This window comes from Embleya sp. NPDC020630 (assembly GCF_044334985.1).
GTDB lineage: Bacteria > Actinomycetota > Actinomycetes > Streptomycetales > Streptomycetaceae > Embleya.
Genome location: NZ_JBIRUB010000001.1, coordinates 648,663 through 664,611, shown reverse-complemented (window position 1 = coordinate 664,611; position 15,949 = coordinate 648,663). Strand labels below are relative to the sequence as shown.

8 protein-coding genes are annotated in these 15,949 nt (G+C 72.3%); 5 read left to right on the top strand and 3 right to left on the bottom strand.

Annotated elements, in window-relative coordinates; genetic code table 11:
- The first annotated feature begins 11 nt into the window (after positions 1-11).
- Both fhuB and ACH4XV_RS02740 read left to right on the top strand, forming a co-directional pair.
- Positions 12-2,375: a Fe(3+)-hydroxamate ABC transporter permease FhuB gene (gene fhuB, locus ACH4XV_RS02745; RefSeq protein ID WP_395786455.1), complete on the top strand. Its 2,364-nt coding sequence runs from the start codon at positions 12-14 to the stop codon at positions 2,373-2,375.
- A 133-nt stretch (positions 2,376-2,508) separates the two neighbouring features.
- Positions 2,509-3,444 carry a SigB/SigF/SigG family RNA polymerase sigma factor gene (locus ACH4XV_RS02740; RefSeq protein WP_395786453.1) on the top strand — a complete coding sequence of 312 codons (936 nt, stop codon included), beginning with the start codon at positions 2,509-2,511 and terminating at the stop codon, positions 3,442-3,444.
- A gap of 141 nt (positions 3,445-3,585) precedes the next feature.
- Here the strand turns inward: ACH4XV_RS02740 and ACH4XV_RS02735 are convergent, their stop codons facing one another.
- Positions 3,586-4,035: an SRPBCC family protein gene (locus ACH4XV_RS02735; RefSeq protein ID WP_395786451.1), complete on the bottom strand. Its 450-nt coding sequence runs from the start codon at positions 4,033-4,035 to the stop codon at positions 3,586-3,588.
- Between the two features lie 427 nt (positions 4,036-4,462).
- On the opposite strand from ACH4XV_RS02735, the gene secA2 reads away from it, so the two are divergent.
- Positions 4,463-6,823, top strand: coding sequence for an accessory Sec system translocase SecA2 (secA2, locus tag ACH4XV_RS02730; protein ID WP_395786449.1), 2,361 nt, complete (start codon positions 4,463-4,465; stop codon positions 6,821-6,823).
- Between the two features lie 54 nt (positions 6,824-6,877).
- Here the strand turns inward: secA2 and ACH4XV_RS02725 are convergent, their stop codons facing one another.
- A complete protein-coding gene (locus ACH4XV_RS02725; protein WP_395786447.1) occupies positions 6,878-8,044 on the bottom strand; it encodes a M20 family metallopeptidase in 1,167 nt (388 codons plus the stop codon).
- Positions 8,041-8,178, bottom strand: a complete 138-nt coding sequence (locus ACH4XV_RS02720; protein WP_395786445.1) for a hypothetical protein — start codon at positions 8,176-8,178, stop codon at positions 8,041-8,043. The genes ACH4XV_RS02725 and ACH4XV_RS02720 overlap by 4 nt, the downstream gene beginning before the upstream one ends.
- A 177-nt stretch (positions 8,179-8,355) precedes the next feature.
- On the opposite strand from ACH4XV_RS02720, the gene ACH4XV_RS02715 reads away from it, so the two are divergent.
- Positions 8,356-15,747 (top strand): amino acid adenylation domain-containing protein, encoded by a 7,392-nt coding sequence (locus tag ACH4XV_RS02715; protein ID WP_395786443.1) that lies wholly within the window; start codon positions 8,356-8,358, stop codon positions 15,745-15,747.
- Entirely contained in the window at positions 15,734-15,949 is a 216-nt protein-coding gene (locus tag ACH4XV_RS02710; protein WP_395786441.1) for an MbtH family protein, read from the top strand. Before ACH4XV_RS02715 ends, ACH4XV_RS02710 begins: the two co-directional genes overlap by 14 nt.

Sequence of the window (15,949 nt, the reverse complement as noted above, 5' to 3'; positions counted from 1 at the left end):
AGCCTCACTTTATGACTGTGCATCAGCCGATTCTGCAAAACCTGGGTGGCCCGCCGAGCATGTCCACCGACGCCACGCCCGGGGTGCACTCGGACGATCGCCGCGACGACCCCTCGGGGGGCGCGGCCGGTCGGCGTACGGTCCTGATCGCCGCGATCGCGCTGACCGCGACGGTGGTGGTGCTGACCGGGATCTCGCTTTCGGTGGGCGCCGGCGAGGTCGGTGTCGGCGGCGCCTTCGACTACATATTCAACCGGCACGGCGCCCGCTCCGACAGTCATCTGACCCTGGTCGTTCGCGACCTGCGGCTGCCGCGCACGCTGACCGCGTTGCTCACCGGCGCCGCGCTGGGCACGGCGGGCTGCCTGTTGCAGACCGTCACCCGCAATCCGCTGGCCGAGACCGGCCTGCTCGGGGTCAACGCGGGGGCCTCGCTCGGCGTCGTGCTCGGCATCACCCTGGTCGGTGTGCAGACCGGATACGGCTATCTGGTCTGGGCGTTCGCCGGTGCCGCCGTGGCCGGGCTGCTCGTCCTGGCCATCTCCGCCCGGCGCGGCGGCGGTTCGCCGATGCGACTGGTACTCGCGGGCGCGGCGCTGAGCGCCACCTTCGGCGGGATCACCAACATCCTGATCGTCAACTCCACCGAGGCGTACGACAACTTCCGCTTCTGGATCCTCGGTTCGCTGGCCGGCATCCAGGGCTTCGACTCGCTCGGCAGCCTGGCGCCGGTGCTCGCGGGCGGGTTCGTGCTCGCCGTGCTGGTCTCGCGGTCGTTGTCGGCGCTGGTCCTGGGCGACGACCTGGCTCGCGGGCTCGGCCATCGCCCGGCGCTGACCCGGGCCGTGGTCGCGGTGTCGGTGACCCTGCTGACCGCGTCGTCGGTGGCCCTGGTCGGCCCGATCTCCTTCCTCGGCCTGCTCGCCGGCTTCCTCGCCCGGACGCTGGCCGGTCCGCGCATCCTTGCCCAACTGTGCTTCTCCGCGCTGATCGGCGCGGCCGTACTGACCGCCGCCGACGTCGCGGCCCGGGTGGTGGCTCGGCCGTTCGAGGCGCCGGTCTCGGTGATCGTGGCGCTGATCGGCGCGCCGCTGTTGATCGGCGTGGTGCGGTCGCGGCGGCTGGGCGCGCTGGGGCTGACGGACGCGCCGGAGTCGGTGGCGGCGTCGGGTGGGGGTGTCGGCGGTGCGGCGCGGGTGCGGCGTCTGATCGGGCGCGGGGGCGCGGGGGCGGGTGCGGCGCGGGTGGGCGAGGCTGCGCGTGAGGGCAAGGATGTGCCCGAATACGAGGCGGCGCGCGCGCACGCGCGTACGGCTGCGCTCGGGCGGAGCCTTCGGCGGTTGCCCGAGCATCTGGTGTTGCGCCGGGGCCGGTTCTCCCTGCTGTTGCCCGGTCGGGCGGTGCTGGTTACGACGCTGCTCGCGGTCGCGCTGGCTGCGGCGATCGTGGTGTCGGTGTACTCCGGCCGGCGCGAACTGGGCCTGGTCCGTACCTTCGACGCGATTCTCGGCCGGGGCGACCGCTTCGACGTGCTGTTGGTCCGCGAGTTCCGGTTGGGTCGGATCGTGGCCGGCGCGGCGGCGGGCGCGGCGTTGGGCGTCGCGGGCTGCCTGACCCAGACACTGGCCCGAAACCGGCTCGCCACCCCGGAGTTGCTCGGCGTCAACGACGGCGCCACCGCCGCCGTGCTGGTCTCGGTCAGCTTCAGCGCGAGCGGCTCGTTCGGTGCGTGGTGGGCCGGACCGGTCGGCGCGCTCGTCGCCGCCGTGGTGGTCACCGCGGTTGCCGGCGGCCTGGGCCGACGCGGCTATCGGGTCCTGGTGGTCGGCCTGGCGCTGTCCGCGCTGGCGTCCGCGATCACCCAGGTGGTGCTCGCCCGGCGATCGCTCAACTCGGCGAGCGCGCTGTACGTATGGAGTTCGGGCAGCCTGAACGGGCGCGGCTACAGCGTGGCGTGGCCGGTACTGATCGGGCTCGCCGTGCTGGTCCCGCTCGCCCTCGCCCTCGGACGCAAATTGGACGTGTTGCGCTTCGACGACTCCACCGCCTCCTCGCTCGGCCTGGATCCGGGCCGGATCCGGCTGATCTGCCTGGTCGCGGCGGTCTGCCTGGCGGGTCTGGCGGTCGGGATCTGCGGGCCGGTGGGCTTCGTCGCGCTGGCCGCGCCGGTGATCGCCGCACGGCTGACCGGGCCGCTGCGGGTGCCGATCCTCGGCTCGATGCTGGTCGGCGCGATCCTGATCGTGCTGGCCGACATGCTGGGCCGAATCGTCCTGGACGGCGCGGAGATTCCGGTCGGCGTGGTGACCACGGTGCTGGGCGGTCCGTTCCTGCTGTGGGTACTGCTGGGTAGGTCCGGCTCCGCACGCGCGTAGGGTGGGGTCGAGGCCGGATCGCAATAATCCGCGGCGAAGGGGTGTACGCCGAAAGAGGCGGGGCAGTATGCCCGGACGTCGGAACAATGCACTGCGCCCACGCACCGTGTACGACAAGAGGGGAAAGCAGACGATGAACCCGAGCACGACGACCGCGACCACAGCCGCCGCGGAGATTGCTCACACGGCTCGTTCCGTCGCATTCCCGGCACTCGCGTCCTCGGCTCCGGAATCCTCGGTCGGCACGTCCGACGAGTTCACCGACCGGGTTTTCGACACCTTGGCCTCCCCGGATCACGCGGAGCCGACCGCGAGTGACGCGCGAGCGATGTCCAAGGTCCTCTTCGACCGACTGAGGGTGTTGGAGGAGGGCACGCACGAGTACCAGTACGTGCGCAACACCCTGATCGAACTCAATCTCCCCCTGGTCCGGTTCGTGGCCGGCCGCTATCGCTCGCGGCACGAGTCGATCGAGGAGATGGTCCAGGTCGGCACCATCGGACTGATCAAGGCGATCGACCGATTCGACGCCTCGTTCGGGACCGAGTTCCCCACCTTCGCGATACCCACCATCTCGGGTGAGATCAAGCGCTTCTTCCGGGACACCAGCTGGGCCGTGCACGTGCCGCGGCGCCTTCAGGAGTTGCGACTGGAACTGGCCCGCGCGCGCGACGCGTTCACCGGTCGATTCGACCGTGAACCCACTCCCGCCGAGCTGGCCGAATACCTGGACCTCAGCATCGAGGAGGTCACCGAGGGGCTGACCGCGGCGGCCGGCTACTCCGCCGCCTCGCTGGACGCGCCCACCTCGGAGGACGGTCCGGGTGACGGCTACTCCGGCCGTTCGTCCTACGTCGACCCCGGCTACGAGGTCGCGGAGAACCTGCACGTACTGAAGCCGCTGCTGGCCGCGTTGCCGGAGCGGGACCGTGAGATCGTGTCGATGCGGTTCGGCCAGGAACTGACCCAGGCCCAGATCGGCGCCCGGCTCGGCATCTCCCAGATGCACGTATCGCGCCTGCTCAGCCGCATCCTGACCCGGTTGCGCACGGAACTGCTCGCAGACTGAGCACACTTTGTACGCTTCGTGCAGTTGGCGCACTTGGCGTACTTTGCGTACTTCGTCCACTTCACACACGGAGCGCATCGACTCGGGGCGGGACCGCGCGAATTCGCGGTCCCGCCCTCCTCGTTCACTCTGGGCACTGTTTCAGGCCGCCGCACGGCCGAGCAGTGCGTCCATCGCCTCCGGGAAGTCGGCCGTGATCGCCGGTCCCAGCTCCGGGCCCACCCGGTCGGCGTCCGGGCCGGTGATCTCCAGGCGGTGCACCACCCGAGTGCCGACGCCGTTCGCGAGCCGCTCCAGGGCGTGGCTGAAGCGCAGCCGCACGCCGCCGAACTCGGTTTCGTCCGCGTACAGTTCGTTCTCCTCGACGGCGACGATCACGGACCGGATCGGGTCCTGCCCGGTCGGCGTCATCGAGACGTGCGACCCGACCTCGAACGGTCCCTCCAGCACGACCGCCTCCATCGAGGTGTCCCAGCACGCCCAGTTGTTTACGTCCCGAAGCACCTTCCAGATCGCCTCGGCGCCGACCTCGGTCTCGACCGTGTGCTCGTGAATCCACATGATGTGCCCGCCCCGCTCGCTCGGCAGCATTTAACCTCCGCAGAGATTATCTGTGCGACGACTGAATCACAAGGAATCCGGGTCGTCGCACCGGTCTCCGGCCGGATGCCGCCGATCGGGGTCACGGATTGCGGGGTATGCGATCACGGACAGGGAATCCGGATCACGAACAGGGAACAGCCGTGGACCTCGCTTCGTTGTCCGAACGGCCGCACCGACCGGATCCTCGGCGACGTGGGGCCGAGGTTGTGATGTGTGTGTCGGGCTGCGGGGGCACGGTACGGAACGGGCGGGCGCGGGTGGGTACACCGCGCGTCGCACGGCATCCGACCGACGTCGCCGTCGCCTCGGCTGCCGACGACAGGGGCGCCACCCGCCCCGCGGAAGTGGAGGCCCAGTGGGTTCGTCCGGCGCTCTGACCCGGTCCGTTCGTCGTTTCCTGGGCAAGCCCGGAACCGTGACCCCGACCGGCCTGCGCCCCCTGGTCCGGCGCGCCGCCGAACGCGAGGCGGCGCTGCGCGATCTGTCCGACGCCGAACTGCGCGCGGCGGCGCACACGCTACGGGTACGGGTCGGCGGCGCGGAGCCCGAACCGGAGGTCGCCGCGCGTTCCGGCGGCCGGTTCGGTCGGGCCGGCCGGGCGTCCGGGATTTTGGGCACACCCTGGGACGACGACGCCATGGTCGAGTTGTGCGCGCTGGGGCGCGAGGCCGGCCGCCGGGCCCTGGGCGAGCGGGCCTACGACGTGCAACTCCTGGGCGTACTGAGCCTGTTGCGCGGCACCGTGGTGGAGATGGCCACCGGCGAGGGCAAGACCCTGGTCGGCGCGCTGGCCGCCGCCGGGTTCGCGCTCCAGGGCCGCCGGGTGCACGTGTTGTCGGTCAACGACTACCTGGCCCGCCGCGACGCCGAGTGGATGGGGCCCGTCTACGACCTGCTCGGCGTGCGCGTGGCGCACGTGACCCAGGAATCCACCCCGGCGCAGCGGCGGGCCGCCTACGGCCGCGACGTGGTGCACGTGCCGGTGACCGAGGTCGGCTTCGACACGCTGCGCGACCGGTTGCGTACGGATGTCGCCGAACTGGTGTTGCCCGCACCGGATGTGGCGATCGTCGACGAGGCCGACGCGGTGCTGATCGACGAGGCCCGGATCCCGCTCGTCCTGGCCGGCGGGCTGGCCGCGGGGTCCGACGAGGCGGAGGCGGCCCGGGTGGTGGCGGACCTGGTCGAGGGCCGGCACTACGAGGCCGCGTCGGACGCGATGACCGTACAGCTCACCGACACGGGCGTGACCGAGGTGGAGCGGGCGTTGGGCGTGGACAACCTGTACGCGCGGGGTATGGACGCGCGCCTGTCCCAGGTCAACGTCGCCCTGTACGCGCGGGCTCTGCTGCGCCGGGACGTGGACTACCTCGTGCGCGAGGGCGGCATCAAACTCGTGGACGCCAACCGGGGCCGGGTCGCCCAACGGCAGCGCTGGCCCGACGGGTTGCACGCGGCGGTGGAGGCCAAGGAGGGGCTGACCGCCGGGCCGCGCGGGGAGGTCCTGGACCAGCTGATCGTGCAGGACCTGATCGGGAGTTATCCGACGGTGGCCGGGATGACCGGCACGGCGGTGATCGTCGCCGAGCAACTGCGCGAGTTCTACCGGTTGGAGACGGGAGACCTGCCACCGAACGTGCCCTGCGTGCGGGTGGACGAGCCGGATCGGCTCTACGACGACGAGGAGTCCCGGGACGCGGCGCTGATCGCGTTGGTCGAGCGCACCCACGCCACGGGCCGGCCGATCCTGATCGGCACGCGCGACGTCGCCGCGTCGGAGCGGATCGGCGCCGCGCTGCGCGAGGCGGGCCTGCCGTGCGCGGTGCTCAACGCCCGGGACGACAGCCGCGAGGCGGCGATCATCGCGGAGGCCGGGGCGATCGGCGCGATCACCGTGTCCACCCAGATGGCGGGGCGCGGTACGGACATCCGCCTCGGCGGCGCGGACGAGGCCGACCACGAACGGGTCGTCGAACTGGGCGGGTTGCTCGTGGTCGGGGTCGGCCGACACCACACCCGACGGCTGGACGACCAGTTGCGCGGCCGAGCCGGCCGTCAGGGCGACCCGGGCACCTCGGTCTTCCTGACCAGCCTCGACGACGAGTCCATCACCCGGCACACCACCGAGCCCCCGCCCCGCGCGGCCCGGGTCGAGTCCGACGGCCGCATCCTCGACGCGGCCGTGCGCCGCTACGTCGAACAGGCCCAACGAGTCGCCGAAGGCGCCCTGTTCGACACCCACCGCACCACATGGATGTACAACCAACAACTCCACCTGCAACGCCAGGAGGTCTTGGCCCTGCGCCACGACGTCCTGCACGATGACGCGGCGTCCGCCATCCTGGCCGACCTCAACCCGGACCGCTGGGCCGAACTCCACGAAGAGGTGGGCGATTGCGTCCTGGCCGAAGCCGCCCGCCAACTCCTCCTCCACGCCCTCGACCGCGCCTGGACCGACCACCTGGCCCGCACCGCCGACCTCCGCGAGGGCATCCACCTACGCGCCCTGGCCCGCCAAAACCCCATAGACGCCTTCCACGCCGAAACCCAACGAGCCTTCGCCCCCCTGATCCAACGCGCCCAACGCACCGCCGCCGAATCCCTCGACACCGCCACAATCACCAAGTCCGGCCTCGACAGCGAAGCCTCCGACCTCACCCGCCCCAGCACCACCTGGACCTACATGGTGGACGACCAACCCTTCCCAAGCCTCCGAGACCCCTTCCTCACCACAATCACCCGAAAACTCCTCCCCACCCCACCCGAAACCGACTGACCAACCACCCCGAAAGCGGATGGGAACGCGGGTTCGGGAGGGCGCGGGGTGGGGTCAGTGGGGGGTGTTGTGGCGGAGGGTTGCGTAGTCGGCGGCGGTCCAGGCCATGGCGATTGCGGCGTCGAGTAGGGCCTGGTCGGCCTGTGGGGAGATGGCGGCTTCGGCGAAGGCGGGTTCGTGGGGAGCGCTCGTGCCGCCCGTGATGTCGAGGACCGGGTGGATCGTGGGGATGACGTGGGAGACGTTGCCCATGTCGGTGCAGGCGAAGGGTGGGCGCGTGGTGGGTTCCGGGCGGCCCAGCTCCCGGGCGTTGGCGCGCCACAGGGCGATCAGGGTCGGGTCGGTGCGGAAGTCGAGGTAGTCGGGCTCGGGGCGGGTCAGCCGGACCTCGCAGCCGATGGCCAGTGCGCCGGCGCGGAAGCATGCCTCGACCCGGGTGCGCAGTTCGGCCAGGTCGGCGGCGTCGGTGGTGCGCAGTTCGTACTCCGCCGTGGCGCGCTCCGGGACCACGTTGGGCGCGGTGCCCGCCGCCGTGGTGATCCCGTGCACCCTCCAGTCGGCGGGCAATTGCCGCCCCAGCAGCCCGAGGGCGACCTGAGCCACCGTCAGCGCGTCGGCGGCGCTGCGGCCCTCGTGCGGATTCAGGCTCGGGTGCGCCGCGGTGCCCAGGAACTCCACGGACAGCGTGCCGAGCGCGAAGGAGCGGAATTCGGCCACCTCGAACGGACACGGGTGCACCATCATCGCCGCGTCCACCCCGTCGAACGCGCCCGCCTCCAGCAACAGCGCCTTGCCCGCGCCGCGTTCCTCGGCCGGCGTGCCGATCACCCGTACGGTCAGGCCCAGTTGGCCGGCGACCGGGGCGAGCGCCAGGGCCGCGCCGACCCCCGCCGCCGCGATCAGGTTGTGTCCGCACGCGTGGCCCAGACCCGGCAGGGCGTCGTATTCGCACGCGATGGCCACCGTCACCGGCCCCGTGCCGACGGTCGCGACGAAGGCGGTCTCCAGGCCGTGCGCGGGCGCGGTGACGGTGTAGCCGTGCGCCCGCAGCAGTTCCACGCACCAGGCGGAGGCCCGGTGTTCGGCGAACGCCGGCTCCGGGTAGGCATGGATGCGTCGACTCAGCGCGAGCAACTCGTCGCGGTTCGTCAGGACTCGATCGCGAATCGCGGCCCGGTCGGCGTCCGAGGCCGGTAGGTTCGCCACGTCGGCCACGCTCATGTTCCGCTCCAGTTCATGTTCTTCAGCGAGAGCTGCATCGAGAGCCGCTTCGAGAGCAGCGTCCGGAACCGCACCGAGAGCCCCATCGCGGGCCGCATCGACAGCTCCTTCGCGAGCCGCGTAGCGCACGTCACCGAGAGCTCCGTCCCTTCGGGAGCTCCGCCTGATCGAGAGCTCCGCCTGATCGAGTTCCGCCGCTCCCGGGGGCACCCCGTCGAGCATTCGAAAGATAGCTTAGGCTTACCTAACTTGGCGTGCCGGGGATCGGTACGCTCCGCCTGCCCTCGTCGCATTCCGGGAGTCCCCACACCATGCGTCACTACCCGGCCCAGCCCACGGTCACGGACGCCGACCCGAGTCAGGACGGCCCCGAAGTCCCCGAATCCGTACGGCTGCCCCTCCTCGCCGCCCAGGCCGGCATCCACTACGCGCAGGCCCTGGCCCCGGACGACCCCGAGTACAACACCGCCGACCGGATCGAGATCCGCGGCCCGCTGGACGCCGACCTGTTCGCGCGGGCCCTGCGCCAAGTGGGTGCCGAGGCCGAGACGCTGAACCTGCTGGTGTCGATCGGCGCGGACGGAACCCCGGTCCAGGGCGTACGATCCACCGCCGACGGCCGCGAGGATCCCCTGCACCGCATCGACGTGCGCGCCGCCGCCGACCCGGAGGCGGCGGCCGAGGAGTGGCTGCGCGCCGACCTGGCCCGGCCGATCGACCCGACCACCGGTCCGTTGGTCACCCACGCCCTGTTCCGGCTCGCCGACGACCGACACTGGTGGTACCGGCGCGTCCACCACATCGCCGTGGACGCGTACGCACTCACCCTGATCGGCCGGCGCGTGGCCGAGCTGTACACCGGATTCGCCACCCATGCCCCGACCACCCCCAACCCCTTCGGCACCCTGCGCGAACTGGTCGCGGAGGAGGCCGACTACCGAGCGAGCGAAGCGTACGACACCGATCGCGCATTCTGGCTGGAACATCTCGCGGACCGACCCCGATCCGTGACCTTGGCCGAATCCCGACCCACGCCGCCGGTTTCGCCGTCGCAGGCGGAACCGGAGCAGGCGGAACCGGAGCAAGCGGAACCGCAACGGGCGAAACCGGAGCACCCGGAGCCTGCGCAGCCGCAACCCCCCTCCCCCGCCTCGCCGATCCTGCACCGCACCCTCGAACTCGACGCCGACCGCACCACCCGCCTCACCGAGGCCGCGACCACCGTTCGCGCCACCTGGGCCGAACTCCTGCTTGCCGCCACCGCCGGATACCTGCACCGCGTCACCGGGGCGCGGGAAATCACCCTCGGACTGCCCCTGCTCAACCGGCGCAGCGTCACCGCCCTGCGCACGCCCGCGATGACGGTCAACATCCTGCCGATGCGCATCTTCGTCCAACCCCGCGACACCGCGCCCGAGTTGCTGCGCCGGGTCGTGCTCGAACTGCGCGCGGTACGCCGCCACCAGCGCTTCCGCCAGGAAGACCTGCTGCGCGAGTTGGGCGCCGCCGGTCGCGAACAGTCGCTCTACGGACCGATGGTCAACATCAAGACCTTCGAAGGCGACCTGGCCTTCGGCGACGCGGTCGGCCGGGTGCACAACCTCGCTGCCGGACCCATCGACGACCTGGCCCTGGGCGTGGTGCCGACCCCGGCCGGCGGCCTGCGCATCGACCTGGACGCGCACCGCGACCACTACGACCCGACCTCCCTGGCCGAGCACGAACGCGGACTGCTGCGCTACCTCGACGGCCTGGTCACGCTGCTCCACGAGGCACCGGCGCTGCCGATCGGCCGGATCGACCTGCTCACCCCCGCCGAGGTGCACGCGGCGACCGAGGGTCGCGCCGAACCGCCGGTCGACGCCACACTCCCCGAGTTGTACTCCCGCCGGGCCGCCCGCACACCCGACACGATCGCGGTCCGCGCCGGTGCCGACGCGCGTACGTTCGCCGAGCTCGAATCGGCCGCCAACCGGCTCGCGCACGAGTTGATCGCGGCCGGTGTCACCGCCGAGGTCCCGGTCGCGGTCGCCCTGCACCGCGGCGCCGACACCGCCGTCGCGCTGCTCGCGGTGCTCAAGGCGGGCGGCGTCTGCCAGTTCCTCGACCTGGGCCACCCCACCCGGCGTATCACCGACGTACTGGCCGACACCCGTCCCGCATGCCTGATCGGCACCGCCCAGACCCTCGCGGCCCTGCCCGCGCACGACATCCGCGTCCTGCTCCTGGACCACCCCGACACCCGCGCCCGGCTCGCCGCGCACCCGGACCGGGCCCCGCGACCGCCGCGCCCCGAGCAGACCGCGTACGTGATCCACACCTCCGGCTCGACCGGCCGGCCCAAGGGCGTCGCGATCACCCACGCCTCGCTCGCCAACCTGTACGCCGGGCACGGCACCGACCACATCGCGCCCGCCGTCGAGCGCACCGGCCGGGAGCGGCTGCGGATCGGCCACAGCGCGTCGTTCGCGTTCGACGCGTCGTGGGACCCGGTCCTGTGGATGGTGCACGGCCACGAACTGCACCTGCTCGACGACGCGACCTACCGCGACCCCGGCGCGCTGATCGCCTACGTGAGCGAACACCGCCTCGACTACCTGGACGTCACCCCCACCTACGCCGAAGTCCTGCTCGCCGACGGCATGTTGGATCCCGACCGGCACCACCCGGCGATCCTGGTGGTGGGCGGCGAGAGTGTGCCCGAGCCGCTGTGGCGCCGCCTGGCGGCCACCCCCGGCAGCCGGCCGCTGAACCTGTACGGGCCGACCGAGACCACCGTCGACGCCTACTTCTGGGGCGCGGACGGCGTCGGCCGGCCGGTGCGCGGCTCGCGCGCCTACGTCCTGGACGGCGCGCTCCGGCCGACACCGGTCGGCGTCACCGGCGAACTGCACATCGCGGGCGCCTGCCTGGCCCGCGGCTACCTGGGCCGGCCCGACCTGACCGCGGAGCGCTTCGTCGCCGACCCGTTCGGGGCCGCGCACGGCGACCCCGGCGCCCGGATGTACCGCACCGGCGACCTCGCCCGCCGCCGCGTTGACGGCACCCTCGAACTGCTCGGGCGCGCCGACGAGCAGGTCAAGATCCGCGGCTTCCGGATCGAACCGGGCGAAATCCAGGCGGTGTTGGCCGCCCACCCCGATGTCGCCCAGGCCGTGGTGATCGCCCGCGAGAGCGCGCACGGCAAACGTCTGCTCGGCTACGCGGTGCCCGTCGCCGGCCGCTCCCCCGCGCCCGAGACGCTGCGCGCGCACCTGGCCGACATCCTGCCCGAGCACATGGTGCCGGCGGCGATCCAGGTGCTGCCCGCGCTGCCGCGCACCGCCAACGACAAGATCGACCAGCGTGCACTGCCGGAGCCCGCACCGACCGCGCCGGGGCTGCGCGAGGGCCCGCGCGGACTGCACGAAGAGATCCTGTGCGATCTGTTCGCGGCCGTCCTGGCACTACCCGAACAACCCGACCGCAACGCGGACTTCTTCGAACTGGGCGGCCACTCCCTGCTCGCCGCGCGGTTGGCCGCCCGAGCCCGGGAGAGCTTCCGGTCCCCGATCGGCCTCGCCGACGTCTTCCGTCGGCCGACCCCGGCGGGCCTGGCCGAACTGGCCCGCGCCGGCGCCCGTCCCGAGCCGCGTCCCGCGCTCGCCCCCATCCCGCGCGACACCGACCGGCTGCCGCTGTCCCCGGCGCAGCGGCGCTTGTGGTTCATGTACCGGCTCGAAGGGCCCAGCCCCACCTACAACATCCCGCTGGTGCTGACCCTGACCGGACCGCTGGACCGCGCCGCGCTCGACCTCGCGCTGGCCGACCTGGTCGAGCGGCACGAGACGCTGCGCACCGTGCACGCGGCCGTCGAGGACACGCCGTACCAGCACATCCTGAGTCCCGATCAGGCCCGCCCCACCCTGCACATCGCGGGCTCCGCCGCCGAACTCGCCGCCGCCGTGCGCCACCCCTTCGACCTCGCCGTCGAAACACCGCTGCGCGCCACGCTGTTCACCGCCGACCGCGCCACCCACACCCTGGTTCTGCTGCTGCACCACATAGCCGGCGACGGCGCCTCCACCACCCCGCTCGCCCGCGACCTGGCCGCCGCGTACACCGCGCGCGTGGCCGGTCGCACGCCCGATCTCGCGCCGCTGCCGGTGTGCTTCTCGGACCATGTCGCGTGGCAGGCCCGGCTGCTCGGCGACCCCGACGATCCGACCCCCCTCGCCCGGCGACAACTCGACTTCTGGCGCCGGACGTTGACCGGGCTGCCCGACGAACTGGCGCTGCCCACCGACCGACCCCGGCCCCGGATCGCCTCGACGGCGGGCGACACCGTGCCGTTCCGGCTCGACGCCACCACGCACACCGGCCTGGTCGAGTTGGCCAGGGCAAGCGGGACGAGTGTGTTCATGGCCGTCCAGGCCGCGTTCGCCGCACTGCTCACCCGGCACGGCTGCGGTACCGACATCCCGCTCGGTACCCCGGTGGCGGGCCGCGACGACGACGCCACCGCCGACCTGGTCGGGTTCTTCGTCAACACCCTGGTCCTGCGCACCGACACCTCCGGCTCCCCCGACTTCCGCACCCTGCTCGACCGGGTCCGCACCACGACGCTGGCCGCATACGACCATGCCGACCTGCCCTTCGACCGGGTCGTCGACGAACTCAATCCGGCCCGATCGTTGGCCCGGCACCCGCTGTTCCAGGTGATGATCGCGTGGCAGTCCCGCCCCGACGCCGAGTTCGCGCTCGGCCCGCTGCGCGCGCGCATGGTGGCCACGCCCACCGGCACCGCGAAGTTCGATCTAACCCTGAACGTGGGCGAGCAACCCGGCCTGGGCCTGGGCGGTTTCCTGGAGTTCCGCACCGATCTGTTCGACCGGACCACAGCGCTGGGCCTGTCCCGCCGGCTCGCCGCGCTGCTGAGCGCCGCCGTCGCCGCACCCGACACCCCGATCGACCGACTGCCGCTGCTCGACGACGCCGAACGGCACCGCGCACTGGTCGAGTGGAACGTCGGCCCCACCGCGACCGCCACCTCCTCGACCACCCTGGTCGCCCGCTACGAACGCGTCGCGGCGGAGCACTTCGCGCGGACCGCGGTCGTCTGCGAGGGTCTGTCGCTGAGTTACGCCGAACTCTCCTCCCGGGCCAACCGCCTGGCCCGGCTCCTGGTGGCGCGCGACATCGGCCCCGGCGACATCGTCGCGCTCGCCCTACCGCGCTCGCTCGACCTGGTCGTCGCGCTGCTCGCGGTGGCCAAGGCGGGCGCCGCCTACCTGCCGCTGGACCCCGACTACCCGGCCGACCGGCTGGCCTACATGCTCGACGACGCCCGCCCCGCCGCGCTGCTCACCGACACCGCGACCGCACCCCGCCTGCCCGCCCACGAGTTGCCCCGAATCCACGTGGACGGCCACGATGCCGACGCCCACCCGGGCTTCGACCTGGCCCAGGCCCAGCGCAAGCGCCCGCTGCGCCCGTCGGACCCGGCCTACGTCATCTACACCTCCGGATCCACCGGCCGGCCCAAGGGTGTGCCGGTCACCCACCACAACGTGGCCCGCCTGTTCACCGCGACCGACCACTGGTTCGGCTTCGGCCCGGACGACGTGTGGACCCTGTTCCACTCCTACGCGTTCGACTTCTCCGTCTGGGAGTTGTGGGGCGCTCTGCTGTTCGGCGGCCGATTGGTGGTGGTGCCGCACACGATCAGCCGGGACCCGGCGGCCTTCCTGGATCTGCTCGCCCGCGAAAAGGTCACCGTGCTCAACCAGACGCCGTCCGCCTTCCATCAGGCGGTGGCCGCCGACCGGGAGCGCCCCGGCCGCGAACTGGCGCTGCGGTACGTCGTGTTCGGCGGCGAGGCGCTGGAGCCGGCCCGGCTTGCCGACTGGTACGAACGGCACGCCGACGACGCCCCGCGCCTGGTGAACATGTACGGGATCACCGAGACCACCGTGCATGTGTCCTACCATCCGCTGGATCGCGCCTCGGCCGCCGCCGGCACGGCGAGCACGATCGGGGTGAACATCCCCGACCTGCGCGTCTACGTCCTGGACCGGTACCTCCAGCCCGTGCCGCCCGGGGTGACCGGCGAGATGTACGTCGCGGGCGAGGGCCTGGCCCGGGGCTACCTGGGTCGGCACGCGCTCACCGCCGAGCGCTTCGTCGCCGACCCGCACGCGGCCCGGTTCGGCGAGCGCGGCACTCGGATGTACCGCTCCGGCGACCTGGCCCGGCGCCGCGCGGACGGCACGCTCGACTACCTCGGGCGCGCCGACCAGCAGGTGAAGATTCGCGGCTTTCGGGTCGAACTCGGGGAGATCGAGGCGGTGTTGGCCGCGCACCCGACGGTCGCCGACGCGGCGGTGATCCTGCGCGAGGACACCCCGGGGGACAAACGCCTGGTCGGCTACGTGGTCGCCGAACCCACCCCCGAACCGGCACTCGAACCCGGCGCCGAACCACCCGCGAAGCCGGCCCCCGACGGACCCGCGCTGCGCGAACACGCCGCCGCGACGCTGCCCGTGCACATGGTCCCGTCGGCCGTGGTCGTGCTCGACCGCCTGCCGCTGACCGCGAACGGCAAACTCGACCGCAAGGCGCTGCCCCGCCCGGAGTACACCCCGACCACCACCACCGGGCGGGCGCCGCGCGGGCCACGCGAGGAGTTGCTCTGCGCGCTGCTCGCCGAGGTCCTGGGCGTGCCCCGCGTCGGCGTCGACGACAACTTCTTCGACCTGGGCGGCCATTCGCTGCTCGCTGTGCGCCTGGCCGGTCGGATCAAGGCCGCGCTCGGCGTCGACATCGGCATCGGCACCGTCTTCCAAGCACCCACCGCCGCGGGCCTGGACGCCGCCCTGGAGGCCACCGACCGCACCGACGCGCTGGACGTACTGCTGCCGCTGCGCCCGGCCGCTCCCGGCGATCGTACGCCGCTGTTCTGCGTACATCCGGCGGGCGGACTGTCGTGGTGCTACGCGGGGCTGATCCGCCATCTGCCGGCCGACGTGCCGATCCACGGCCTCCAGGCGCAGGGGGTCGGTGCGGCGACCGCCGACAAGCCGCTGCCCGCCACGCTGGAGGAGTTGGCCGCGCACTACGTGGACCGCCTGCGCGAGGTGGACCCGAGCGGGCCGTACCGACTTCTCGGCTGGTCCACCGGCGGGATCATCGCGCACGCGATGGCCACCCGGCTCCAGGACCTGGGCCTGCCGGTCGAACTGCTCGCGATCCTGGACGCCTATCCGGCCGAGGGTTTTCGCGAACTGCCCGTCCCCGACCGGGCGGAGGCACTGGAGGCGCTGCTCACGATGGGCGGCTACGGACCGGAGAGCCTGGCCGGTGCACCGCTCGAACTCGGCCCGGTGATCGAGGTGTTGCGCCGCGAGGGCAGCCCGCTGGCCGGTCTGGAACCGGCCACGATCGAGGCGCTGGGCGACATCTACCTGAACACCAATCACCTCGTCCGCGCCTACGACCACCGGGTCTTTTGGGGCGACGTGCTCTTCTTCCGGGCCACCGTCGACACCATCGACGACACGCTGACCCCCGACACCTGGACCCCGTACGTGAGCGGTCGGATCGTCAACACCGACGTGGCCTGCTCGCACAAGGACATGACCCTGCCCGGCCCGATCGCGTACATCGCCCGCGTGGTCGCCGACCGCCTGACCGCATTGGAGAGCAAGACCGATGAGCAGCCGTGATCGCGAGACCCCGACAAACCCGTTCGACGACGAGGACGGCGAGTTCCTGGTGCTGGTGAACGACGTCGGTCAGCACTCCCTGTGGCCGGACTTCGCCGCCGTGCCGGACGGTTGGGCCATCGCACACGGGCCGTGCTCGCGCCCGGCCGCGCTGGACTGGATCACCGCGCACTGGACCGACCTCGGCCCGGTCGCGCGGTGA

What these genes read in the sequence shown, in the direction of transcription:
- fhuB (WP_395786455.1), top strand. Translation starts at nt 12, where the DNA reads ATGACTGTGCATCAGCCGATTCTGCAAAACCTGGGTGGCCCGCCGAGC.
- ACH4XV_RS02740 (WP_395786453.1), top strand. Translation starts at nt 2,509, where the DNA reads ATGAACCCGAGCACGACGACCGCGACCACAGCCGCCGCGGAGATTGCT.
- ACH4XV_RS02735 (WP_395786451.1), bottom strand. Translation starts at nt 4,035, where the DNA reads ATGCTGCCGAGCGAGCGGGGCGGGCACATCATGTGGATTCACGAGCAC.
- ACH4XV_RS02725 (WP_395786447.1), bottom strand. Translation starts at nt 8,044, where the DNA reads ATGAGCGTGGCCGACGTGGCGAACCTACCGGCCTCGGACGCCGACCGG.
- ACH4XV_RS02715 (WP_395786443.1), top strand. Translation starts at nt 8,356, where the DNA reads ATGCGTCACTACCCGGCCCAGCCCACGGTCACGGACGCCGACCCGAGT.
- ACH4XV_RS02710 (WP_395786441.1), top strand. Translation starts at nt 15,734, where the DNA reads ATGAGCAGCCGTGATCGCGAGACCCCGACAAACCCGTTCGACGACGAG.